Annotated in this window: 27 protein-coding genes; 16 read left to right on the forward strand and 11 right to left on the reverse strand. The window is 71.3% G+C overall.

All coding sequences use genetic code 11. The features are described from left to right. The first annotated feature begins 33 nt into the window (after window positions 1–33). Complete coding sequence (locus GQR16_RS13830) at window positions 34–1260, forward strand: serine hydrolase domain-containing protein (protein WP_157415747.1); 1227 nt, start codon at window positions 34–36, stop codon at window positions 1258–1260. 11 nt (window positions 1261–1271) lie between these two features. Next, window positions 1272–2486: a serine hydrolase domain-containing protein gene (locus GQR16_RS13835; RefSeq protein ID WP_157415748.1), complete on the forward strand. Its 1215-nt coding sequence runs from the start codon at window positions 1272–1274 to the stop codon at window positions 2484–2486. A 117-nt stretch (window positions 2487–2603) separates the two neighbouring features. On the opposite strand, the gene GQR16_RS13840 is transcribed toward GQR16_RS13835, so the two are convergent. After that, the gene (locus GQR16_RS13840; protein WP_157415749.1) at window positions 2604–3563 is read right to left on the reverse strand and encodes a LysR family transcriptional regulator; all 960 of its coding nucleotides are present in this window, start codon (window positions 3561–3563) and stop codon (window positions 2604–2606) included. A 72-nt stretch (window positions 3564–3635) separates the two neighbouring features. Here GQR16_RS13840 and GQR16_RS20135 point away from each other — a divergent pair, with 72 nt between their 5' ends. Continuing rightward, entirely contained in the window at window positions 3636–4964 is a 1329-nt protein-coding gene (locus tag GQR16_RS20135; protein WP_343032918.1) for an EamA family transporter, read from the forward strand. A 158-nt stretch (window positions 4965–5122) separates the two neighbouring features. Here the strand turns inward: GQR16_RS20135 and GQR16_RS13855 are convergent, their stop codons facing one another. From GQR16_RS13855 to GQR16_RS13865, 3 genes are all read right to left on the reverse strand, one after another. Next, window positions 5123–5473, reverse strand: a complete 351-nt coding sequence (locus GQR16_RS13855) for a metallopeptidase family protein (RefSeq protein ID WP_157415751.1) — start codon at window positions 5471–5473, stop codon at window positions 5123–5125. 4 nt (window positions 5474–5477) lie between these two features. Further along, window positions 5478–6305 (reverse strand): hypothetical protein, encoded by an 828-nt coding sequence (locus GQR16_RS13860; protein ID WP_157415752.1) that lies wholly within the window; start codon window positions 6303–6305, stop codon window positions 5478–5480. A gap of 134 nt (window positions 6306–6439) precedes the next feature. Further along, window positions 6440–7231, reverse strand: a complete 792-nt coding sequence (locus tag GQR16_RS13865) for a bestrophin-like domain (RefSeq protein ID WP_170298507.1) — start codon at window positions 7229–7231, stop codon at window positions 6440–6442. A 287-nt stretch (window positions 7232–7518) separates the two neighbouring features. Between GQR16_RS13865 and GQR16_RS13870 the strand changes: the two genes are divergently transcribed. From GQR16_RS13870 to GQR16_RS13880, 3 genes are all read left to right on the forward strand, one after another. Next, the gene (locus GQR16_RS13870; RefSeq protein ID WP_170298508.1) at window positions 7519–8697 is read left to right on the forward strand and encodes a low temperature requirement protein A; all 1179 of its coding nucleotides are present in this window, start codon (window positions 7519–7521) and stop codon (window positions 8695–8697) included. Window positions 8698–8828: 131 nt separating this feature from the next. Beyond that, window positions 8829–9404 carry a dienelactone hydrolase family protein gene (locus GQR16_RS13875; RefSeq protein WP_157415755.1) on the forward strand — a complete coding sequence of 192 codons (576 nt, stop codon included), beginning with the start codon at window positions 8829–8831 and terminating at the stop codon, window positions 9402–9404. Between the two features lie 108 nt (window positions 9405–9512). After that, entirely contained in the window at window positions 9513–9908 is a 396-nt protein-coding gene (locus tag GQR16_RS13880; RefSeq protein WP_157415756.1) for a hypothetical protein, read from the forward strand. A 59-nt stretch (window positions 9909–9967) separates the two neighbouring features. On the opposite strand, the gene budA is transcribed toward GQR16_RS13880, so the two are convergent. Beyond that, entirely contained in the window at window positions 9968–10705 is a 738-nt protein-coding gene (gene budA, locus GQR16_RS13885; RefSeq protein WP_246200867.1) for an acetolactate decarboxylase, read from the reverse strand. A 53-nt stretch (window positions 10706–10758) separates the two neighbouring features. On the opposite strand from budA, the gene GQR16_RS13890 reads away from it, so the two are divergent. Then, the gene (locus GQR16_RS13890) at window positions 10759–11415 is read left to right on the forward strand and encodes a CatA-like O-acetyltransferase (RefSeq protein WP_157415758.1); all 657 of its coding nucleotides are present in this window, start codon (window positions 10759–10761) and stop codon (window positions 11413–11415) included. Between the two features lie 18 nt (window positions 11416–11433). Here GQR16_RS13890 and GQR16_RS13895 read toward each other — a convergent pair whose 3' ends face one another. Then, window positions 11434–12345: a TerC family protein gene (locus GQR16_RS13895; RefSeq protein WP_157415759.1), complete on the reverse strand. Its 912-nt coding sequence runs from the start codon at window positions 12343–12345 to the stop codon at window positions 11434–11436. A 129-nt stretch (window positions 12346–12474) separates the two neighbouring features. Here GQR16_RS13895 and GQR16_RS20075 point away from each other — a divergent pair, with 129 nt between their 5' ends. The 5 genes from GQR16_RS20075 (at window position 12475) to GQR16_RS13915 (ending at window position 14589) form a co-directional block, all read left to right on the forward strand. Continuing rightward, window positions 12475–12603 carry a hypothetical protein gene (locus tag GQR16_RS20075; RefSeq protein ID WP_281351389.1) on the forward strand — a complete coding sequence of 43 codons (129 nt, stop codon included), beginning with the start codon at window positions 12475–12477 and terminating at the stop codon, window positions 12601–12603. A 36-nt stretch (window positions 12604–12639) separates the two neighbouring features. After that, window positions 12640–13044, forward strand: a complete 405-nt coding sequence (locus GQR16_RS13900) for a DUF6855 family protein (RefSeq protein ID WP_157415760.1) — start codon at window positions 12640–12642, stop codon at window positions 13042–13044. 28 nt (window positions 13045–13072) lie between these two features. Then, window positions 13073–13630: a DUF1697 domain-containing protein gene (locus GQR16_RS13905; RefSeq protein WP_157415761.1), complete on the forward strand. Its 558-nt coding sequence runs from the start codon at window positions 13073–13075 to the stop codon at window positions 13628–13630. Window positions 13631–13759: 129 nt separating this feature from the next. Further along, the gene (locus tag GQR16_RS13910) at window positions 13760–14281 is read left to right on the forward strand and encodes a hypothetical protein (RefSeq protein ID WP_157415762.1); all 522 of its coding nucleotides are present in this window, start codon (window positions 13760–13762) and stop codon (window positions 14279–14281) included. Then, complete coding sequence (locus GQR16_RS13915; RefSeq protein ID WP_157415763.1) at window positions 14278–14589, forward strand: hypothetical protein; 312 nt, start codon at window positions 14278–14280, stop codon at window positions 14587–14589. Before GQR16_RS13910 ends, GQR16_RS13915 begins: the two co-directional genes overlap by 4 nt. Before the next feature lie 13 nt (window positions 14590–14602). Here GQR16_RS13915 and GQR16_RS13920 read toward each other — a convergent pair whose 3' ends face one another. The 5 genes from GQR16_RS13920 to GQR16_RS13940 form a co-directional block, all read right to left on the reverse strand. Beyond that, complete coding sequence (locus GQR16_RS13920; RefSeq protein WP_157415764.1) at window positions 14603–15691, reverse strand: winged helix DNA-binding domain-containing protein; 1089 nt, start codon at window positions 15689–15691, stop codon at window positions 14603–14605. 109 nt (window positions 15692–15800) lie between these two features. Further along, a complete protein-coding gene (locus tag GQR16_RS13925; protein WP_170298509.1) occupies window positions 15801–16334 on the reverse strand; it encodes a dihydrofolate reductase family protein in 534 nt (177 codons plus the stop codon). Between the two features lie 83 nt (window positions 16335–16417). Continuing rightward, the gene (locus tag GQR16_RS13930) at window positions 16418–17314 is read right to left on the reverse strand and encodes an alpha/beta fold hydrolase (RefSeq protein ID WP_170298510.1); all 897 of its coding nucleotides are present in this window, start codon (window positions 17312–17314) and stop codon (window positions 16418–16420) included. A 76-nt stretch (window positions 17315–17390) separates the two neighbouring features. Then, window positions 17391–17843 (reverse strand): GNAT family N-acetyltransferase, encoded by a 453-nt coding sequence (locus GQR16_RS13935; protein ID WP_157415767.1) that lies wholly within the window; start codon window positions 17841–17843, stop codon window positions 17391–17393. 139 nt (window positions 17844–17982) lie between these two features. Then, window positions 17983–18951, reverse strand: a complete 969-nt coding sequence (locus GQR16_RS13940; protein ID WP_246200849.1) for an alpha/beta fold hydrolase — start codon at window positions 18949–18951, stop codon at window positions 17983–17985. A 190-nt stretch (window positions 18952–19141) separates the two neighbouring features. On the opposite strand from GQR16_RS13940, the gene GQR16_RS13945 reads away from it, so the two are divergent. The 4 genes from GQR16_RS13945 to GQR16_RS13960 all read left to right on the forward strand — a co-directional run bounded on the left by GQR16_RS13945 (window position 19142) and on the right by GQR16_RS13960 (window position 22260). Further along, complete coding sequence (locus GQR16_RS13945; protein ID WP_157415768.1) at window positions 19142–19879, forward strand: alpha/beta fold hydrolase; 738 nt, start codon at window positions 19142–19144, stop codon at window positions 19877–19879. A 245-nt stretch (window positions 19880–20124) separates the two neighbouring features. Beyond that, complete coding sequence (locus GQR16_RS13950) at window positions 20125–21006, forward strand: RNA polymerase sigma-70 factor (RefSeq protein WP_157415769.1); 882 nt, start codon at window positions 20125–20127, stop codon at window positions 21004–21006. After that, window positions 20993–21364: a hypothetical protein gene (locus GQR16_RS13955; protein ID WP_157415770.1), complete on the forward strand. Its 372-nt coding sequence runs from the start codon at window positions 20993–20995 to the stop codon at window positions 21362–21364. Before GQR16_RS13950 ends, GQR16_RS13955 begins: the two co-directional genes overlap by 14 nt. Window positions 21365–21471: 107 nt before the next feature. Next, entirely contained in the window at window positions 21472–22260 is a 789-nt protein-coding gene (locus GQR16_RS13960) for an SDR family oxidoreductase (RefSeq protein WP_157415771.1), read from the forward strand. The last annotated feature ends 2 nt before the right edge of the window (window positions 22261–22262 follow it).

Below are 22262 nucleotides of genomic sequence, written 5' to 3' on the forward strand. Positions count from 1 at the left end.
TGCATCTTGCGCGACGACGCCGAGAGGCCGATCATGCACAACTCCACGCGGGTGGTCGCAGCCATCACCGCCGTCGTGTCCACGCTGGCTCTCGCGCTCAGCGGGTGCGCCGCCACGACGGCTTCGGATGCGGCCACGAGCCCGCCCGCGACATCCGCCCCGCTCCTCGACGCCGAGCTGCGCACGCAACTCGAGTCGGCGCTCGACGAGGGATTCGCGGCATCCGGGATGCCGGGGGTCATCGTCGGAGTGTGGGTCCCTGGTGAGGACGAATGGGTGTCGGCGCGGGGCGTGGCCGAGGTCGGCACCGACGACCCGATCGGCCGCGACAACCAGCAGAAGATCGGCAGCATCACCAAGACGATCGTCGGAACCGTGATGCTGCAGGTCATCGGCGAGGGCGAGTACGACGTCGGCCTCGACGACACCCTCGACCGCTGGTATCCCGACTTCCCCGAGGCGTCGAACATCACGGTGCGGATGCTGCTGAACCACTCGAGCGGCATCGGCGAAGCCGGCCGGGCCCAGGTCGACCGCATCTGCGCCGCCCCGTACGCCGTCCCGACGCCCGATCAGCTCATCGCGGTGAGCGCGGAGACCCCACGCGCCGACTTCGCGCCCGGTGAGGGGTTCGAGTACGCCAACGGCAACTACTTCCTCCTCGGCGGCATCCTCGAGCAGGTCACCGGCAGCGATCTGGCGACGCTCATCCACGACCGCATCACCGAGCCGTTCGGCATGGACCGCAGCCGGTTCGCGCCCGACGGCGTGGTCACCGCCCCGCTGACGCACGGCTACTCGGAGTTCTGCCCGGAGCTCGGCGAGACGGTCGACACCGTCGAGTGGTCGAACGGCGAGAGCTGGGCGGGCGGCGCCATGGTCTCGACCCTCGACGACCTCCACGCGTGGGGCGAGGCCATCGGCGCCGGCGCCGGCGTGACCCCCGAGCTGCAGGCCGCCCGGTATGCGGATCGCGCGATCATCTCCGAGGAGACCGGATCCGCGTACGGCCTCGGGGCGGGCGTCGTGTACGACGCCGCCACCGACTGCGTGCTGATCGTCTCCCACGCCGGAGCCGAGCCCGGGTACGGCACGAACTTCGCGTTCTACCCGATGACCGGTGCGGTGCTCGCGATGCTCGGCAATGGCGACGGCGGCACCGGCGACGCGGCGTCGGAGGTCACGAAGGCGCTGGCGCCGGTGCTCGGCCCGGTGCTGTACCCGACGCCGACCGAGGCGTGCGCCGCGCCCTGGGGTTGAGGAGGCCGATCGTGCGGAACTCGAAGCGGGCCGTCGTCGCGGTCGGGGCGGTCGTGACGTTCATGGTCGCCCTGCTGAGCGGATGTCTCGGCACGACGCCGAACGGCGCCTCGCCGCCGCCGACGGCCACCGCGACGCCGCTCGACCCGGAGTTGCGGCACCAGCTGGAGGCCGCCCTCGACGAGAGCTTCGAGGCATCCGGAATGCCCGGAGTGACCGTCGGGCTGTGGGTGCCGGGCCAGGAGGAATGGGTCGCCACGCGAGGCGTCTCCGACCTCGACGCGAACCTGCCGATGGACCGGGCGAACCAGTCCAAGATCGGGAGCATCACCAAGACCGTCGTCGGCACGGTCGCCCTGCAGGTCATCGGCGACGGCGAAGTGGGGCTCACGCTCGACGACACGATCGACCGCTGGTACCCCGAGTTCCCGCTCGCATCCGACATCACCGTGCGCATGCTCATGAACATGTCCAGCGGAATCGGCCCGCCTGGCCAGGCGCAGCTCGACCGGATCTGCGCCGACCCGCACTCGACGATCACGCCCGACGAGATGATCGCCATCGGCGCGACGACGCCCCGCGAGCCGTACGCGCCGGGCGAGGGCAACACCTACTCGGGCTACAACACCTTCATCCTGGGGCGCATCCTCGAGCAGACGACGGGCACCGATCTCGCCACGCTGATCGACGAGCACCTGCTCGAGCCGCTCGGCATGACGCGAAGCCGCTTCGCTCCGGACGGTGTGCTCGCCGCGCCGTTCAACCACGGCTACTCCGAGTTCTGCCCGCAGATGCCGCAGCCCACCGACACCACGGACTGGACCAACCACGAGGGCTGGGCGGCCGGTGCCATGCTCTCGACGATCGACGACCTGCACACCTGGGGGCTCGCGCTCGGCGAGGGCTACGGGCTCACCCCCGAGATGCGGGCCGCGCGCGTCGACGATCTGGCACCGGGCACGACCGATGCCGGCTACGGGTACGGGCTCGGCGTGAGCGTGCACATCGATCCCGCGACCGGATGCCTGCTCGACCTCAACCACAGCGGCGCCGAGCCCGGCTACGGTGCGCACGTGCAGTACTTCGAAGGCTCCGAGGCCGTGTTCGCCCTCATCGGCAACGGCGACGGCGGCACGGGCGAGGCGTTCTTCGCGGTCGTGAAGGCGCTGGTCCTGGCGTTGCCGCCATCGATCGCCCCGACGTCGAGCGACGCCTGCACGTCGTAGCCGGGAGTCCGACCGTCGCAGCGCTGATGGCGGGGCCTTCGGCGCGCTGAGGTGGAATGCCAGTTCCGCCTCAGCGCTGAGGCGGAACTGGCATTCCGATTCCGCCGCTCCAGCGCGTCAGCGGATGCCGCGGCCCGCCGCCGCTGCCCGCACCGCGTCGAGGACGGCCTGCAGTGCCGGCGAGTCCGCCTGGCTGCGCCGGTGCACGGCCGAGATGTCACGGGTCGAGGCCGGACGCACGGTCGGGATAGCCACGAGATCCGCGTGCAGCGGCGGCCGGCCCATGCGCGGCACGAGCGCGACGCCGAGGCCCGCACGCACGAGCTCGAGGTGGTTCTCGAACTCCATCGACTCGTGCACGATGCGCGGCGCGTTCGAGACGCCGTCGAACAGGCGCCGAAGCCACTGGCGGCAGATCGTCGAGTCGAACGTGGCGATCCACTCCTCGTCGGCGAGGTCGGCAGGCGTCAGCTCTTCGGCTCCGGCGAGCGCGAGCGGGTGATCGCGGCGCAGGACGACGTCGGCGACATCCGTGAACAGGGGCGTCTCGATCAGGTGGTCGGGCATGGCGAGGGCCACGCCGCCCCAGCGGTGCACGATACCGAGGTCGCGCTGCCCGGATGCCACGAGCGCGACCGTCTCCCACGGCTCGCTCTCGCGCAGGGGCACGCGCAGGTCGGGATGCTCGGCGCGCAGCCCAGGCAGCACGTCGATGAGCAGGCCGCGCACCGCCGTCGAGAACGCGCCGAGGCGCACCTCGCCGGTGACGGGACGACGCGCGGCGCGGTCGCCGTCGCCATCGATACCCGTCGCGCCGCCCGCGAGGTGCAGGTCGGCCTCGATGCGCTCGAGGTCGGCGAGCACGGTCGCCGACGAGGTGACGAGCCGGCGACCGGCGTCCGTCAGCACGACGCCCCGACCCGCGCGCTCGAGCAGGGCGACGCGGATTCCGCGCTCGAGGCGCTTGATCTGCTGCGACACCGCCGACGGCGTGAAGCCGAGCGAGTCGGCCGCCGCCGCGACGCTGCCGTTCGTGGCCACCGCACGCAGCGCGACCACGGCTTCGAGATCGATCATGCAGCGATGCTACCGAATGAGCGAGCGAAATGATCGCTGGTGTTTCCGGATGCCGGGGGCGAACGTAGAGGCATGACGAGACGCGACATGCTGCTGGCCGCTGCCGTGGCAACCCTGTGGGGCTTCAACTTCGTCGTGATCGACTGGGGCATGGAGGGCATTCCGCCGCTGTTCTTCGTCGCCGTGCGCTTCACTGTCGTCGCCCTGGCGGCCGTCATCGTGCCCCGCCCGCTCGCGAGCTGGAAGACCGTCGTCGGCGTCGGGCTGTTCATGAGCCTCGGACAGTTCGGGCTGCTCTACACGTCGATCGCGCTCGGCCTGCAGCCCGGCATCGCCGCCCTGCTGCTGCAGGCGCAGGTCGTGCTGACGATCGTGGTCGCGGCGCTCGCCCTGCGCGAGCGGCCGAACCGCATGCAGACGATCGGCGTGCTCGTCGGCACGGTCGGGCTCGGCGTCGTCGCCCTCGGTCGCGGCGGCGACGCACCCGCTCTCGCGGTCGTGCTGTGCCTGCTCGCCGCTCTCTCGTGGGCGATCGGCAACGTCATCTCGCGCCAGGCAGGACCGGTCTCGCCTGCGAAGCGCCTCGGCGCGCTGTCGCTCACCGTGTGGTCATCGCTCGTGGTGCCGATCCCGGCACTCGGCCTGTCGGCGCTCATCGAAGGACCGGATGCCATCGCGGCCGGCGTCGCGGCGTTCGGCTGGCGACCGATCGTCTCCACGCTCTACACCGCGGGCCTCTGCACCCTCGTCGGCTACGCGATCTTCAACGCCCTGCTCGCCCGCAACCGCTCGGCGTCGGTCGTGCCGTGGGTGCTGCTCGCCCCCGTGGTGGCCATGGCATCCGCCGCCCTGCTGCTCGGCCAGGTGCCGAATCAGTGGGAAACGCTCGGCGGACTTGTGCTTGTCGCGGGCGTGTTCGTCGCGAACACGCCGGTGCGGCGGCGCGGAGGTTCCCCGCCGTCGGCTGACCGTGCGAGTGGCGAACCGACTCGATCCGGCCGGACCATGGACGGGACCGCGGCGGCTCGCCGGAGGAATCTGCGGTGGTTCGCGGGGTTCGACCGACGTAGGGAGGCTCCCCCGTCGACGATCGCGGCGTCGAGGAGGGTTAGGCTCGTGCCGTGCTCGCCGCCTACGCCCTCACGGCGATCCTCGGAATCCTCGCCGTATTCCAACTCGCGCTCGCGCTCGGGGCGCCCTTGGGACGCTTCGCCTGGGGCGGCACCCACCGAGTACTGCCCGCGCGGCTTCGCATCGGCAGCCTCGTCTCCATCGCGATCTACGCGGTCATCGCCGTGCTCGCCCTCGACCGCGCAGGAGCCGTCGATGTCGTTCCCGACGTCGTCTCCACCGTCGGCATGTGGATCGTGTTCGCCTATTTCGTGCTCGGCATCGGCATGAACGCCATCTCGCGCAGCAAGCCCGAGCGATACACGATGGCCCCGCTGTCAGCGGTGCTGGCGCTCCTGAGCCTGCTCGTCGCACTCGGCTGACGCCTCCCGGACGCGTCGACCGCGGTTGCCCGCGCGGGGCCGAGCACACCCCCGGGTCCGGCCGAGCTACGCCCAGCCGAGCTCGCCGAGCTTCGCGTCGTCGAGGCCGAAGTAGTGGCCGATCTCGTGCACGAGGGTGATGCGCACGCGCGTGCGGAGGGCGTCGAGGTCGGCGCTGTGCTCCTGCATGTTGTTCTTGAACAGCGTGATGCGATCGGGCAGCTCGCCGTAGCCGTACACGCCGCGCGTCTTCAGCGGCCGCCCGCTGTAGAGGCCGAAGAGCCGCGGACGCTCGCCGACCGGCTGGTTCGCGATGAGGATCGCGACGTTCTCGACGCCGCGCACCATGTCGTCGGGCAGCGCGTCGAACTCGTCGGCGACCATGCGCTCGAAGTCGTCGTCGGAGATCTCGACCATGTGTTCATTCTGCGCCCGCTGGGCGGCCGCGCGGCAGCCCGCGCGCAAACAGCACCAGAACGCCGAGCGCCACGGCCCAGGCGACCGAGATCCACCCCCAGAGCACGCCCCAGCTGCCGAAGTGATCCGGGAACACGATGCTGATGACGCCGAACCAGGCCGTGCCGGAGGCCACGAGCAGCGTCATCGCGCGCCACCCCGGCAGCCGCACGGCCAGCGCCGCGGTCGCCAGCGGAATCACCAGGGCGGATGCCGCCTGCACCGGGTAGTGGTCGAAATCCCACGTGTAGTCGGGCGCCGGCATGCCGCTCCGCGCCGCCTGGATCATGCCCGTGGCGTAGACGATCGCGGGCGGCAGCGCGATGAGCGCGAGGGCGAGCTGCGGCATCCGCTCTCGAAATCCGTCGCGAACGACCGGGACATCGTTCGCGACGTCAGACCGAGCGGACTCCGCGACTCGCGCCCCGCGATCGAGCATCGACACCGCGGCGGCCGCCACGAGCAGGACCGCGCTGATGAGCAACTGACCGGGCTGGCCCGCCGCAAGCCCGGCAACCGCCACGGCGACCCCCGCCGCGGCGACGACGAGCGCTGCCGAGGTCCACGTCGGCCTGGCGCCGAGCACGCACATCGGGAGCCCGACGAAGAACGTGAAGAGCACGCCCCATCCGGTCTCGATGAGGTAGTTCGCGTAGAACTCCGGGCGCGAACCGTAGAAGAGCGGCACGCTGAGGTCGACCAGCCCGAAGAACAACAGCAGGCTGAAGAGCCCGAGCACCCACCCGATCAGGCGGATCGCGACGCGCTGCGTCGCCGTCGGTCGCTTCGACATGCTGCCACGCTGGCCCGCAGGCGGCGGGCCCGTCAAGTACCGTGGCCGGTCGAGCCGTCCGACTGGTCCGAGCGACCGTCGGACGACGGCCCGACGCGGCATCCGCACTCGATCGTTCTCGCCACGAGCGCGGACTACTGCCGTGGATCGATGATCTGCTCGAGCACGCGTTCGTACGCCCCCGGCCCGATCGAGATCGCCCCGGCGTACGGGTGGTCCATATCCGCCGTGACGAAGATGACGAGGCCGACGAAGAGCGCGAGCAGGCCCGCCATGACCAGGTGCAGTCGAGGGTTCCCGAAATGGATGAACGCGATGAGCACCGCGGTGACGGCCGCTCCGACCCAGATGACGAGCCAGAAGAGCGGTGGAAGCGCGAGGGCGGTGGCGTCGATGCGGGCTCGCCGCGACTCGATGAGGTCGTCGAACGTGGCGAGCGCCTGCTGGAACTCCGCCTGATCGCCGCGGGTATCGGCCTCGACCGTGTGCAGGAGCCGCTCGAACTCGTCGATCTGCGCGTCGCTGGCGTCGGGCAGGACCCCTCGCGCCTGGTCGGGGAAGTCGACCTCGATGACCGTGTGCATGTACTCGTCGAGCACGCGTTGCATGGGCCCGTCCAATCCGTCGGGCAGGCCCGTGGTCGCGCGGTAGAGCGCTCCGGCATCCGCGGCCTCCTCGATGGTCGCCTTTCGCGTGTCGGCGAAGTTCTCGTAGACCGACACCGCGACGAGCGCGAGCAGGATGCCGAAGAAGACCCCGAACGTGCCGATGACATGCGCGAGCGCGCGATCCCATTCCTTGAAGTCGGTGACGTACCGCTGCACGACCGGCCGCAGCCCGACCACGATCAGGCACGAGACCGCCACGAACCCGCCCACGAACAGCGGGAGCGAGATCCACACGCTCGTGTCGTAGAACCAGTTCATGCTCGCACCCCCGCCCCCGCGAAGAACGGGCGGCACCACGCCCGTCGCTGTCGCCCAGACTACGGATGTCACGCGCTCGCCCGCCATCCCCCGGTCGATATGCACGACTGCGGGAAGGGGCGATCGAGAAGGCCGCCCGCGTGGGATTCGGTCGATCCGGTGGGCGGATGCCGCGTGACGGGCGCCCTTCGACGGGCGTAGCGTGTGCGGCGAGCCGGCGAGAACGGCGAGCGAGCGACGGAGGGCGCGATGGGCGGGCGGGCGATGCACGTGGGACGAGGCCGGCGATGAGCGCCGAGACATCCGCTCAGCAGGCGCACCCCGTGTCGGATCGCGACCCGTCGCGCGCGCACTGGATGGAGCTGTTCTTCGACCTCATCTTCGTGGCGCTCGTGGGGCAGCTCGCGCACGGGCTGCACGAGCACCCGTCGGTCGAGGGACTGCTGCTGTTCACCGCATTGTTCGCGTCGGTGTGGTGGTCGTGGGTCAACCTGACCTTCACCGTGAACGTGATGCCGTGGCTCACCCGACGGCAGCTCGCGCTCGTGATGCTCGCCGCGATGTTCGCCGTCGGGGCCATCGCGGTCGCCGCACCGGAGGCGACCGGCGAGCGGGCGTGGCTGTTCGCGGCGGGCAATGCGGCCCTGCGGCTCGTGCTGCTCGGGCTGTGGGTCGCCCAGTCGTGGGGCGTCGGCACGGCCTCGCGCGTGCGCCTGCTCGTCTACAACGGCGGCACGGCGTTGCTCTGGTTCGTCTCGATCTGGCTGCCGAGCCCGTGGATCTTCGTGCTCTGGGGTGTCAGCATCGTCGTCGAGGTGACGCTGCTGGTGACGAGCAGCAGCACGTGGGCTGCGCGCGTGCTGCCTCGCATGAACACCGAGCACCTCTCGGAACGGTTCGGGCTGCTCGTCGTCATCGTGCTCGGCGAGTCGGTGCTCTCGACGGTCGGCGCACTGAACGAGAGCTGGAACCTCGCCTCGGGCGTCGTCGGCGCGCTCGGTCTCGCCGTGATCTCGCTGCTCGCCTGGTCGTTCTTCATGTACGGCACCGATGCGATGCGCGTCGGGCTCGACGAGCTGCGCGAGGCCGGCGACTACCGCGCGATCCGCGACACGGTCGCCTTCCTGCCGTTCCTCATCGTCGTCGGCGTCACCGCGATCTCGGGTGCGCTCGACAGCGCGATCCAGCATCCGGATGCCGCACTCCCCCAGGCTTCGGCCATCGCCCTCTGCGGTGGCATCGCCGTGTTCTACGGCACGAACGCGATCATCTCGCTGCGGTTCGGCCGACCCCTGCGCGCAGTGCTCGGATGGGCGATCCCGGCGCTGCTGCTCACGATCGCGCTCGGGTTCGCCGCGGCGTTCGTCGATGCGGCGGTCGCGATCGGCTGCGCGGTCGTGGTGCTCGTCGTCATCGTCGCGACGTCGGAGGTCGCCAACCGGCGACGCACGCACGCCGCCGAATGAAGGTGGCCGGCGACGCCCGCCCGCGGCATCCGACCCTGAGGCGCGGAGGGCGTCAACCCGTCGACATCGTCGCACCGACCGGGTAACGTCCCGTGCGTTCACCGCTGGATCGTTCGACGGATGGGATCTCGATGACCGACGTACTGCTCTTCCACCACGCCTTGGGCCCGAACGAAGGGCTCGAGGTGTTCGCCGACGAACTGCGCGACGCCGGCCACACCGTGCACACGCCCGACCTCTTCGAGGGGCGCACGTTCGGCTCGATCGCCGAGGGCGTCGCGTACGCGAAGGAGGTCGGCTGGGACGAGATCATGGCCCGCGGCGTGCGTGCCGCCGAAGCCCTGCCGAACGAACTCGTCTACGCCGGGTTCTCGCTCGGCGTCGTTCCGGCGCAACTCCTCGCCCAGACCCGCCCGGGCGCGACGGGCGCGCTCTTCTTCTACTCGTGCCTGCCGCCCGAGGAGTTCGGCGAATGGCCGACCGCACTGCCCGTGCAGATCCACGGCGCGGATGCCGACCCCTTCTTCATGGACGAGGGCGACGTCGACGCGGCTCGCGAACTGGTCGCGACGGCCGACGATGCCGAGCTCTTCCTCTACCCCGGCGACCAGCACTACTTCGCGGATTCCAGCCTGCCGAGTTACGACGCCGCGGCCACCCGGCTGCTGATGGAGCGGGTGCTCGGGTTCCTCGAGCGGGTCGGCTGAGGCGATGAGACGGCCGGCGTCTCGCATCGGGCGAGAGGGCCTGCACCGACGCGATCTCAGTGCGCTGCACGGATGTCGCGGCCTCGCCCCTGCCCTACCGTGCTCGTCATGTCCTCAGAAACCGGCGTCCGCGAGGCGCCCGAAACCCAGTCCGACCGTTCCAAGCCCGCTCCCCGTTGGGCGCCTGTCGCCGTTCCCGTGCTCATCGTCGCGGCCGGCGCCGCGCTCCTCGGCGGCATCGTCGCCGCGGTCACGCCGCCGCCCGTGGCATCCGCCGAATCGCTGTGCAGTTCGGCGATCGAGACGAAGCTCATCGCCCGCGGGCACACGAACGTCGACGTGAGCCGGTCGTTCACGGTGACCGACGCCGACGGCGCCACGCGCGTCTCGGGCTCGGTGGCCTCCGTCGGCGCGTCGGGCCGCGTCGACTACGCGGAGCTCCGCTGCGTCGTGCGCGGCGACGGCGCGGCGATGCGCGTCGTCAGTGCGCGCGTCTCCGACTGACGTCGACTGAGACGAATGACGGATGCCGCGGCATCCGACCGCGCCCCGGACCCGCCCGTTCAGCGCCCGCTCGCCCCGCCGCCCTCGACGGCGACGATGCGGTGGTCGTCGGCGTGCGTGAGCTCGGTGCGCAGGAACAGGTCGTCGGTGGGCAGGCGCAGCTCGAAGCGCGCGTAGGCGGCCACCCGGAGTTCGCCGTGTTCGACGGCGAGGTCGAGCACATGCCCGCCGACGCTGCGATCCTCGGCCAGGAAGTGCAGGTGCAGCCCGGCGACGGCGATGCCCTGGTAGATCGCTGGGGTCCAGAACCCGACGAGGGTTCCGCGGATGTCACGCACGGTCGTCTCGACCTGATGGCTCGTCACCTCGGCGAGCCGCGGCAGCGGATGACGCTGGCGCGGCGTCGCGCGCACCCGCACCTCCGACAGCCGGCCGTCGAACCGCACGGCGTGGAACAGGTTGCGGCTGACGAGCTCCGATTCGACCGAGGCCGCGAACGCGTCGAGGCCCAGGTCGTGCACCTCGAGACCGGCGAGCTGCGGCATCCGGCACACGATCGCGAACGGCAGCACCTCGTCGTCGCCCATCTCGGACGGAGGCCCGTCGACCGTGCACTCGATCGCCGCGCCGTCGACGATGACGACCTCGCCGCCGAGATGGTCGACGCAGCCAAGCCCGAAATCCCCGAGTCGCCGCGCCTCGTAGACCCGGATGCCCGACTCGTACGCGCCGGCGAGCAGCGCGTCGAGCACCGCGAACTGGGTCACGGCAGCACCGGGCACGGGCGACGGAGTCATCACGGTTGGAGCGTACTCCCGGCCGCGTCGGAGGCACCTGCCACGATGGGCGGATGACGTGCCCAGAACCCATCGACCTCGCCGACTGGAACCGACGGGAGACGTTCGAGCACTATCGCCGAGCAGTGCCCTGCACGTACGCCATCACGGTCGAGATCGACGTGACGGCGTTCGCCGCGGCCTTGGCTCGGTCGTCGCGCAAGACCTACGTCGCGCAGATCTGGGCGATCGCGACGGTCGTGAACCGCCACCGCGAGTTCCGCATGGCCGAGACCGATGCCGGTGCGCCCGCCGTCTGGCCGGTCGTGCACCCCGCGTTCACGGTCTTCAACGCCGAGCGCGAGACGTTCGCCGCAGTCTGGACACCCTACGACGCCGATTTCGCACGATTCCACGATGCGGCCGCCGAGGTGCTGGCCGCTGCGGCGAGCGCGACCGCGATGTTCCCGCAGGGCGAGCTGTCGGCCGACGTCTTCGACATCTCGAGCCTGCCCTGGACGAGCTTCACGGGCTTCACCCTGAACATCGACGGCGGCACGAACCACCTGCTGCCGATCTTCACGCTCGGGCGCTACCTCGATCGCGACGGCCGCACCCTGCTGCCGCTCGCCGTGCAGATCCACCACGCGGCGGCCGACGGGTTCCACACGGCCCGGCTCGTGCGCGAGCTCGAGGAGCTCGTCGCCGACCCGAGCTGGGTGGGCGCGTGACATCCGCCCCCTGAATGCTCAACCGAGCCCGGCGCGGCCCTCCGCGGCATCCGACCGGCCAGACTGCCCCGGCTCGCCCTCGACGGGCCGGCTCGACAGCCCGACCGCGCCGTGCCCCTCGCCCGTCGAGAGCGCCGCCGTGACCGCGACCGACTCGTCGACGTCGGGGTACTGCGGGCGCAACTGCACGGGCTGACGACGGCGCTGTTCGCGCTTGGCCTTGCGCGAGGCGGCGAGCAGGTTCAGCGCCTCGACGAGGATGGCGAACGCCATCGGCGCGTAGATGAGGGCCTTGTCGATGTGCACGCCGAAGCCCTCGGCGATGAGGAACACGCCGATGAGCAGCAGGAACGACAGCGCGAGCATCTTCACGGTCGGGTGGTTGTTCACGAACGTGAAGATGAACCGCGACGCGAACAGCATGATGCCGAACGAGAGCACGACGACGGTGACGATGATGACGAGGTTCTCGGTCATGCCGACGGCCGTGATCACGGAGTCGAGCGAGAACACGATGTCGAGCGCGAGGATCTGCAGCAGCACCGAGCCGAACGTGATGCGCTTCGGCGCCGCGCCGTGCTCCTCTTCGGCGCCCTCGAGCTTGTGGTGGATCTCGGTGACTGCCTTGTAGACGAGGAACAGGCCACCCGCGATGAGGATGAAGTCCTTCACCGAGAAGCCCATGCCCCAGAGCTCGACGACGTCCTCCTTCAGCGTGATGATCCACCCGGCGAAGAACACCAGGATCACGCGGATCAGCATCGCCAGCGTGAGCCCGAGGTTGCGGGCCCTGGCCTGCTGCTCCTTCGGCAGCTTCGACGCGAGGATCGAGATGAAGATCACGTTGTCGACGCCGAGCACGATCTCGAGCACGAACAGCGTCACGAACACCGCGATCAGGTCGGGTGTGAAGGCGAAGGAGAAGTCCACGCCCTCATGCTAGGTGCGATGGGCGGGCGGATGCCGGTGGCGGGCCGCCGTGCTCCGCCGTCGGTTCGCGCCACCAGGAGCCGTCGGCGCGGCCGGACGAGTGTCGGTGGGTGGCGGGAGAATCGTCATATGGCCGCCTCAGATGTCGATGACCTGCTCAGTGATTGGGACCTCGAACTCGAGGTGCTCGACGAGCGCCGGGCGTTCGCCGACGGTGACCGGGCGGAGGCTGTGGCCGCCGTGCACGCGCCGGCGTAGCATCGGCCCGACACGTCGTCACGATCGGAGAACGCCATGAGCGGCAGCGGAACAGTCGACGATCCGTGGCAGCTGACCACGGCGCCGGGCACGAGCGCGTACACGATGCACCGCGACGAGACGGCCGACCCGCCGGTGCTCGTGTGCCAGGTCGGGTCGACGACGTTGAAGTACCACCTCAGCGCGATCGACGACCTGACCGCGTGGCTGCGCGAGCAGGGCGACTGGGTCGACCTCGGCGCCGCCGACGAGCAGAAGCCGGCACAGCCCGGCACGGTCGAGGCCTGGGGCCGCGACGAGGCGAACCCGGTCGGCGGCTGGTACGGACTCCGCAAGGGGTACCGCGGCCGATTCGGCATGTACCTCCCTCCGCTGCTCGAGTCGCTCGGGCTCGCCGAACTCACGCACGAGAAGCGCAACAACCGCGTCCGCGCCGTGTGACCCGGCTCGCACCCGTCCCCGAACCGGCATGACGTCTCGAGCATCCGTCGCACTCCTGCGGGGCATCAACGTCGGCGGTCGCAACCCGGTCGCCATGCGCGACCTCGTGGAGTGTCTCGAAGCCGCCGGGTTCGCCGACGTGCGCACGCACCTGGCCAGCGGCAACGTGCTGTTCACCGCGCGCGCCGACCGCATGAGCGAGGCGAGGCTCGAGGCCGCGGTCGAGACTGCGCTGCACCAGCGGTTCGGATTCGAGATCCCGGCGATCGTGCGCTCGCGCGACGCGTACGCCGCCACGATCCAGCAGGCGCCCGCCGACCACGGATCCGAGTCGCTGCGCAGCGACGTCTTCTTCCTCAAGGCACCGCTCACCGCCGCAGAGGTCCTCGCCGAGATGCCCGAGCTCCGCGAGGGCGTCGACGCGATCGCACCCGGCCCCGGCGCGCTCTACTTCTCGCGAGTGAAGGCCAGGGCCACGAAGACCCGCATCCAGAAGCTGATGGCGATGCCCGTCTTCACGCAGATGACCGTGCGCAGCTGGAAGACCGCGACGCGGCTGCTCGAGCTGCTCGACGACGGCAGGTGAGCGGGCCGGCCGGCACAGCGGGAGTGTGAAGCTGAGGACCGGGGCGCCCGCGCGCCCCTTGCCCGTACGGTGACGCGCCTGCCACGATGCAGGAACCCCCTACGCGACAGACGCCCGAGCGGAGACCCGATGCCCGAGACCCTCGAACGCCCGCCCTCCGATGCCATCACGTCCCTGCCGGGTGCGCCGATCATCCGACGCATCCGACGCCTGCTGGTCGTGGCCGGCGCGACGGGACTCTTCTACGGGGTGCTGGGCACCGCGAGCAAGGGCGGGTGCCCGGGCGGGGTCACCGGCGACGGCGGATACCTCGATGCGAACGGCGACCCGACCAGCGTCGTTCCCATGTGCGTGACCCTCACGCTCCGGCCCGCACCGATCGTGCTCCTCGTCATCGTCGCGATCGTGCTCATCGCGATCAGTCGGGTTCTGCGCAGTGCACGCTCCGAGACGGCCGCAATGCGCACCCTCGATCTGGCGGCGGTCGCCATCGTCGGGCTGACGGTCGCCTGGTGGGCGCTGACCCTGGTGTCATTCCTCTCGATCGACCTGCAGGCCTGGGACGGCGTCGGGCCGTTCCCGTACCCCGACGCCATGCTCGGCGACATCCGCATCGACGTCTCGACGATGCCGGCCGGCACGAACCGATGACGGATGCCGCGGCGAGGGCTTCGCGTCGCATCGAGCTGAACCTGCGCAAGCCGTGGTTCGCGCTGCACTGGGGCGTGAAGCCCACGCTGGTGATCGGCGGCCGCGGCCAACCGGTGCAGTGGGGACGCGGGACCTGGCAGGTTCCGGCCGACGAGTCGGTCGTCGTCGGGGTCTTCCTCTTCAACCGCCTCTGGCGCTACGGCCGCGCGGAGTTCGCGCTTCAGCCGGGGCATCCGCCATCGCTCGAGTACCGGGCGCCTGCGTTGCCCTTCGGGTCGGGTCGATTCCGCACCGTCGGCAAAGGCTGAGACAGGTCGCGGACTACCCGGCGGTTACGAAGACGACGCGCGGTTCGAGCCCGAGGAACGCGGCATAGCGGGCCGCGGCATCGTTGATCGCGTCGAGCTCGGGCTCGGTCAGCGCGCGGTGCGGGCGGAGTTCGAACGTGACCGCCTTCGCGGTGAGCGTTCGGCGCATGCCGGCCACGAGCTGCGCGTCGACGAGGGCCATGCCGATGGCCGTCTCGCGTTCGCGCGGCACGACGCCGTCGGCGTCGAGCAGCCAGCGCGAGTCCTGGTAGCCGCGGTACATCTCGTCGAGCACCTGCAGCAGGTGCGCGGCGGGTGCATCGCGGGCAGCGGATGCCTCGACGGCCGCATCGGCATCCGCTGCGTGGAGGAACGTGCGCCCGTCGTGCTCGAACGACGCGAGCCCTTCGCCGGCGGCCGCGATGCCGCGACGCACGTCACCGAGGGTGAGCGTCGCCCAGTACGCGAGGTCGCGTTCGGTGGCCGGGCCGTGCGAGGCCAGGTATCGGACGGCGAGCTCGGCGAGCGCCTCGTCGCGTTCGAGCCGGCGGGGCTCGCGCACGCGCTCGGCGAACAGCGCGTACGTGTGCTCGCCGTCACGAGGAGCACCGCTGCAGACGAGCAGGTGGAGTTCGAGGTGCGCGAGCAGCAGCATGAGCTGCTGACCCGTGAGTGCCGCACCTCGATCGGAGAGCGCGGCCGACAGCTCGGCACGCGTCCGGTCGGGCGACTCGGCGAGGAGCGCGACGACGAGATCGGCGAGCGTCGTCAGCACGTCGGCGATCGGCCGCAGCTGCTGGTCGATCGTGGGCAGCACGCGCGGAGCCGTGAGGTCGATCAGCCAGGCCGCGTCGTCGGCGTGCACGTAGTGCCAGGTCGGGCGCAGCACGTGGGTGCGCAGGACCCGCCCGTCGGCGAGGGCGGACTCGAGGTCGCCGGCGTCGGGCGTCGCCGTGCGCGTCGCGACGGCCCACGCCGACTGCGACGGATTCTCGGCCTGCACCCCCAGCAGCGAGCGCACGACCTCCTCGGCGTCGGCCGCGGGATCGGAGAGGTGCTGCGAACGCAGACGCCGGCGGGCGAGGTCGCGATCGGTGGTCATGCCTGCAGCCTAGGGCGGTCGCGAACAGCATCCGTGTCGCGTGTGTCGGCGACCGCGCCGGAACAGGTGGAGCGCGCCCGCAGCGGCCACGCGCTCCACGCGAACGGCGTCACGCCGGCGCGTACCTCGCCGCGATGATGCCCGACTCGGACGCCTGCACGCCGAGCAGTCGCAGCCCGACCGGCTGCGGCGACCGCAGGCGGATCTCGCCGTCGCCGACGAGGAACGGGTGGATGCCGACATGCACCTCGTCCACGAGCCCGGCAGCCACGAGCGTCGCGGCGAGCTGCCCGTACCCGTGCGAGATGATCGAGCCGTACCGATCGCGGAGGCCGCGGACCGCCTCGGCGACGTCGCCCTCGATGAGGGTGGCGTTCCAGTCGAGCGGTCCGGTCAGCGTCGTCGACGCCACGTACTTCGGCAGGGCGTTGTAGTGGTCGGCGAACCCGCGGTCGTCGGTCTGCGCCGGCCAGTACTCGCGGAAGAACTCGTAGCTCTCCCGGCCCAGCAGCACGGCGTCGGCGCCGAACACCAGCGCGTCCGACGCGCGTTGCACGCCCGCGTCGTCGGGGTCGAACCACTGGTCCATCTGGTCGAACACGCCGTCGAGCGTCATCTCGAACGAGATCGTCACGGTTCCCATGGCCTCCAGCATGCGCCGATGCCGGGCGGATGTCACGGGTCGGTGCCCGTACCCAGCGGGCCACGACGGGCAGTCGCGGCAGCTCACGCCGACGCGGCGACGGCCGCGATCACCGGCGGCCAGGCCCTGGGCGGCAGCTCGTGGCCGACCCCGTCAAGGGGGACGAAGCCGGCACCGGGGATGTCCGCAGCGAGCGCCACGCCGTTGCCGATCGGGAAGAGCGGGTCGTCGGTGCCGTGCAGCACCGTCGTCGGCACCCGGATCTCCGCGAGCCGCTCGCGCCACCGCGCCGGCTCGTCGACCACGTCGGGCTCGGGCTCGTCGCGGTGACGATCGGGCGACCGGCGCACGGTCGCGGTCCAGATGGCGCGTTCGTGGGCCTCATCGAACTCCATGCCTGCGTAGGCGCGGTCGACGTCGACGTGGTACTCGATGACGGATGCCTCGTCGGCCCAGTCCGGCTCGGGCACGGGCTCGGCCCAGGCGCGCATCATGCGCTCCGAGACCGGCGGCAGGTCGGCATCGGAGTCGTAGGGGCTCGCCGGCCGGGTGGCGATGAGCGTGAGCGACAGCACGAGCTCCGGATGCTCGACCGCCACGACCTGCACGGCGAACCCGCCGGCCGAGAGTCCGAGCCAGTGCGCCTGCGCGCGGCATCCGTCGGCCTCGGAGACCGCCTCGAGCACCGCGATCGCGTCGTCGACCGCCGTGCCGAGCCCGCCGCGCCGCTCGCCCGCGCGGCCGAGGGTGGTGCGGCCCGTGCCCCGCTGGTCGTACCGCGCCACCCGGAATCCGCGCTCGACGATCGCGGCGCAGAACTCCGGGCGCCACCAGTCCATCGAGCATTCCGCCCCGGCGACGAGCAGGACGAGCGGTTGCCGAGCGTCGCCCGCGACCTCCGCCGCAAGCACGGCACCGTCGGGACGCTCGACGCGCAGCTCGCGCCACGCGGCATCCGTCACCTCGGCCCGATCGTGCATGCGACCATGATGCCCGGGCGCGGGCGCCGCGTCACGGGGTTGCGCGGCACGTGCGGCGGTCTGCTCGCAGGGCACCTCAGTCGATCTGATGCCGCGGCTCGAGCAGGTCCGCATACTGCGGGTTGCCCTGCAGGAAGGCGGCCACCACCGCGCAGTGCACGACGAGGCTCTTGTCGCGTGCACGGATGTCGTCGAGCGCGTCGGCGATCAGGTCGGCCGCGATGCCACGGCCGCGGAACTCGGGCGCGACGTTCGTCGCGAGCACGTCGACCTCGTCGCCGGTCTCGGCGTAGCGGATGCTCGCCACCTCGACGTCCCCGATCGTGGCCGAGTACTTCTGCTCGTCGGCCAGGCGGTGCACGGCGATCTCGACGTCGGAGTCGGCCGATGGGCGGTCGACCTCGCGCACCTCGGCGGCCGTCACCTCGTCGACGAGCGCCGCGGTTCCCTCATCGAGGAAGCCCGCACCGTCGGGGTATCCGGCCGCGTCGGGGTACTCGACCGGCGTGAATCCGTCTCCTGCACTCATCGTCCATCTCCTTCGATCGTGTGCCGGGTTCGGTGGCGGGTGGGACCAGCCGTGGTCTGCTTGGCGCAACCCGGGGAGAGGCCGCCTGAAACCCGGTACTCCCGCTCTTCTCTCACGGCTCGACCGAACCTGTCAACAGTCATGACCGAGCGGATGCCGCAGCTGTGACATCCGGCTCCTGCGACGACGGCTCGACCGCGAGGTCCGCCGCCCGTCGCACCGCGTCGGCGAACGCCCGCGGCGCCTCCTGCGGGAGGTTGTGCCCGGCGTGCGGCACGCGCCGGTGCTCGTGCGGTCCGACGAATCGGACACCGGCCGATGCCGCGTCCCGAGCGGGGAAGTTGCCGTCGGCGAGTCCGTCGAGCGTCACCGTGGGAACCGAGATCGACGGCAGCTGCGCCAGCTGCGCCTCGATCCGCGAGTACTCGGGTGCCCCGTCGACGTGGGCGAGCCGGTGCCGGTACGAGTGGATCACGACCTCGACGAAATCGGGGTTGTCGAATGCCGACGCCGCCCGGTGGAGTTCCGCGTCGCCGAAGTCCCAGTCGGGCGAGTTGCGGCGCCAGATCACCTCTGCGACACCGCGCGGATCCCGCGTCAGCCCGAGCCGGCCGCGCTCGGTGAGGAAGTAGAAGAAGTACCAGAACCCGGCCTCGAGCTCCGGCGCCAGCGGATGCATCGACGCGCGGATGTCCTGGATGAGGTACCCGTTGACGGCGACCAGGGCCGTGACCCGCTCTGGCGCGAGGGCGGCGACGACGCAGGCCGCGCGGCCGCCCCAGTCGTAGCCCGCGAGGATCGCCCGCGGGATCGCGAGCGCGTCCATGAGCTCGACCACGTCCTGCCCGAGGGCGGCCTGCTGCCCGGTGCGAGGTTCCGAGGAACGCAGGAATCTCGTCGCTCCGTGGCCGCGCAACGAGGGCACGATCACCCGGAAGCCCGCCGAGGCCAGCATCGGCGCCACCTCGACGTAGCTGTGGATGTCGTAGGGGAACCCGTGCAGCAGCACGACGGGCTGCCCGTCGGCCGGGCCGGCCTCGAAGTAGGCGACGTCGAGACGGCTCGTCTCGACGTGACGGAGCGGCTGCAGCCGCGGAATCGCGTTCATGGGGTGCTCCTCTCGAAGCGGGCGCGTTGCGCGCCCGTCACGAGCTTCGACCGGGCCCGACGCCCGGGTGTGACGAACGGGGTCGACGAAGGCTCGGCATGCGGAGCCGTGTCACAGCCGGCTCCCCCGCCCGGTCAGAGCTGACATCGCCCCGCATTCCGCGGTCGTCGATTCGAGAAGGGAAACCGCCATGTCAGATCAGAAGCCGACCGTCGTGCTCGTGCACGGGGCGTTCGCCGAATCCGCCAGCTGGAACGGCGTCATCGAACGCCTCTACGCCGAGGGCGTCACCTCGGTCGCCGTCGCGAACCCGCTGCGGAGCCTCGCCGGCGACGCCGCCTACGTCCGCGACGTCATCGCGTCGATCGAGGGGCCGGTCGTGCTCGTCGGCCACTCCTACGGCGGACTCGTGATCAGCGAGGCGTCCGCCGGCAACGAGCAGGTCGCAGCACTCGTCTACGCCTCCGCGTTCGTGCCCGAGCAGGGCGACAGCGCCTTCTCCCTCTCGGCGAGCGCACCCGGGTCCACGCTCGGCGAGGCGCTCGACGCGCACCCGATCTCGACCGGCGGCGTCGAGCTCGTCATCCGCCGCTCCGTGTTCCGCGACCAGTTCGCCGCCGACGTGCCCGTGCAGGTCGCGGGCCTCATGGGCGCGACCCAGCGCCCCGTGACCGAGGCCGCGCTGAAGGACCCCGTGCAGGCCGAGGCGCCCGGATGGACCGATCGGCCCTCCTGGCACGTGTTCGGCGCCGGGGACCGCAACATCCCCGCCGCGGTGCTGCGAGCGGGCGCCGAGCGGGCCTCGTCGCTCGGCACCAACGAGATCACCGGCGCCTCGCACGCCGTGAGCGTCTCGCAGCCCGAGGCCGTCGCCTCCACCATCCTCGACGCCGTCGCACACGTCGTCGGCCGCCGGGCGGCCGCCTAGGCAGCGGTCGCATCGGCGTCGATCGGATGCCGCGGGCAAGCGAGCATCGCGCCCCGCCCGCCCGCGGCATCCGCTTGCCCGACGCGAACGCCCGACCCGAACCGCTCGCCCTGCCCGCGGCATCCGGCATAGCATGCGAGGGTTCGCGAGAGAGTTCGCGGATGTCGTCACAACCCGGCCTGCTGCCCGGTCGTAGCTGCAAGGGGGACGGCTGCGGTCCCATCCGCCGACCGACGGGACACGACATGGATGCGAACCTCGACGATGCACTCGCCGGCTTCGAGGCGGTGCGCGGGCGACTCTTCGGCATCGCGTACCGCATGCTCGGCAGCGCCGGCGAGGCCGAGGACATCGTGCAGGACGCCTGGATCCGCTGGCAGGGAACCGACCGCACGGCCGTCGAGAACGCACCGGCGTTCCTGGCGACGACCACGACCCGGCTCGCGATCAACGCTCTGCAGTCGGCCCGCGCCCGCCGCGAGACCTACGTCGGCCCGTGGCTGCCGGAGCCGGTCGACACGAGCGCCGACCCGACGCTCGGCGCCGAACGGGCCGAGGCGCTGGGCTTCGCCGTGCTCGTGATGCTCGAGAAGCTCACGCCGACCGAGCGCGCCGCCTACGTGCTGCGCGAGGCGTTCGCCTACCCCTACGACCAGATCTGCGAGATCGTGCAGGTCTCCGAGCCCGCCGCCCGGCAGCTCGTCAGCCGCGCCCGCAAGCACCTGGCCGGCGAGCGCCGGCGCGAGGCGACGGCGTTCGAGCAGCGACGGCTGCTCACCGCGTTCCTGACGGCGGCGAAGACGGGCGACCTCGACGAGCTCGAGCGGCTGTTCGCCGAAGACGTCGTGTCCTATTCCGACGGCGGCGGGGTCGTGCGCGCGTCGAAGTTCCCGGTCGTGGGGCGCGAGCGGGTCGCGAAGTTCGTGCGCGCGTTCCACACCCACTTCTGGGAGGGCGTGACGATCACCGAGGCCGACACGAACGGCCAGCCCTCGGTGCTGCTCTCGAAGGACGGCACGACGTTCGCCGTGATCACCCTCGTCGTCGGCCGCGAGGGCATCGACCAGCTGCTCTGGATGATGAACCCCCACAAGCTCGGGGCCGTGGCCTCCCGTGCCGCCTCGTGATCCGGCCGCCCGCCTGCTCGCCGCGCTCGAACACTCGAACGACGTCGCGCTGGCGAGCGTGCTGAGCCGCGACGTGCGCCTCGTCGTCGACTCCGGCGACGAGCGGGGCGGCGAGCTGCGCGGGCGTGCCGTGATCGCCCGCGAACTGCACGACCTCGTGCTGCGACATCCGGATGCCGCGTGGATGCCGGTGCACGTGAACGGCACAGCCGGCCTCGCGCTGCGCCGGTTCGACGGCGAGGTGGTCGGGGTGCTCGGCATCGAGGGCGAGCCCGCGATCCACCTGCTGTGGCTCTCGACCGTGCCCCGCAAGCTCGCGAGCTGGAACCGACGACGGCCCGATCCCGGGCTCGACTGACGTCACGGGCCGCCCGTCTCAGTCGACGTGTCACAGATGCGGGAGCCATCCGGTCGAAGCTCGTGACGGCAGCGGATCCACCGCCGCCACGACGGAAGGCACCAGTCATGAAGATCGTCGTCATCGGAGGCACGGGCCTCATCGGCTCGAAGGTCGTCGAGCACCTCGTCGAGCACGGCCACGAGGCGATCGCCGCCTCGCCGAACTCGGGCGTGAACACCATCACGGGCGAGGGCGTCGCCGAGGCGCTCGCCGGCGCGAACGTGGTCGTGGATGTCTCGAACTCGCCGTCGTTCGCCGACGACGACGTGCTCGCGTTCTTCACCACCTCGACGAACACGCTGCTCGCTGCCGAGCGCGAGGCCGGCGTCGGCCACCACGTGGCCCTCTCGATCGTCGGAGCCGAGCGCCTGCCGAACAGCGGGTACCTCCGCGCGAAGGTCGCCCAGGAGCAGCTGATCGAGGCATCCGGCCGGCCCTACTCGATCGTGCGGGCGACGCAGTTCTACGAGTTCGTCGGGCGCATCGCCGACGAGGCCACCGTCGACGGCATCGCACGGCTGAGCACCGGACTCATGCAGCCGATCGCGGCGGCGGACGTCTCGGCCGCCGTCGCGCGCATCGCGGCCGGCGACCCTGTCGACGGCACGGTCGAGATCGGCGGGCCCGAGCGGCTCGGCCAGGACGAGTTCGTCCGCGCCGGCCTCGCGGCCAAGGGCGACTCGCGCACCGTGATCGGCGACCCCGAGGCCCTGTACTTCGGCACCGAGCTCACGGGCACCGAGCTCGTGCCGCTGAGCGCCGACGCGCAGCTCTCGTCGACCACGTTCGCGGAGTGGCTCGCCGCCCAGGCGGCCCAGGCCGTGCCGGCGCCCGGCGCCGCACCGGTGAGGTAGCC

This window comes from Agromyces allii (assembly GCF_009749385.1).
GTDB lineage: Bacteria > Actinomycetota > Actinomycetes > Actinomycetales > Microbacteriaceae > Agromyces > Agromyces allii.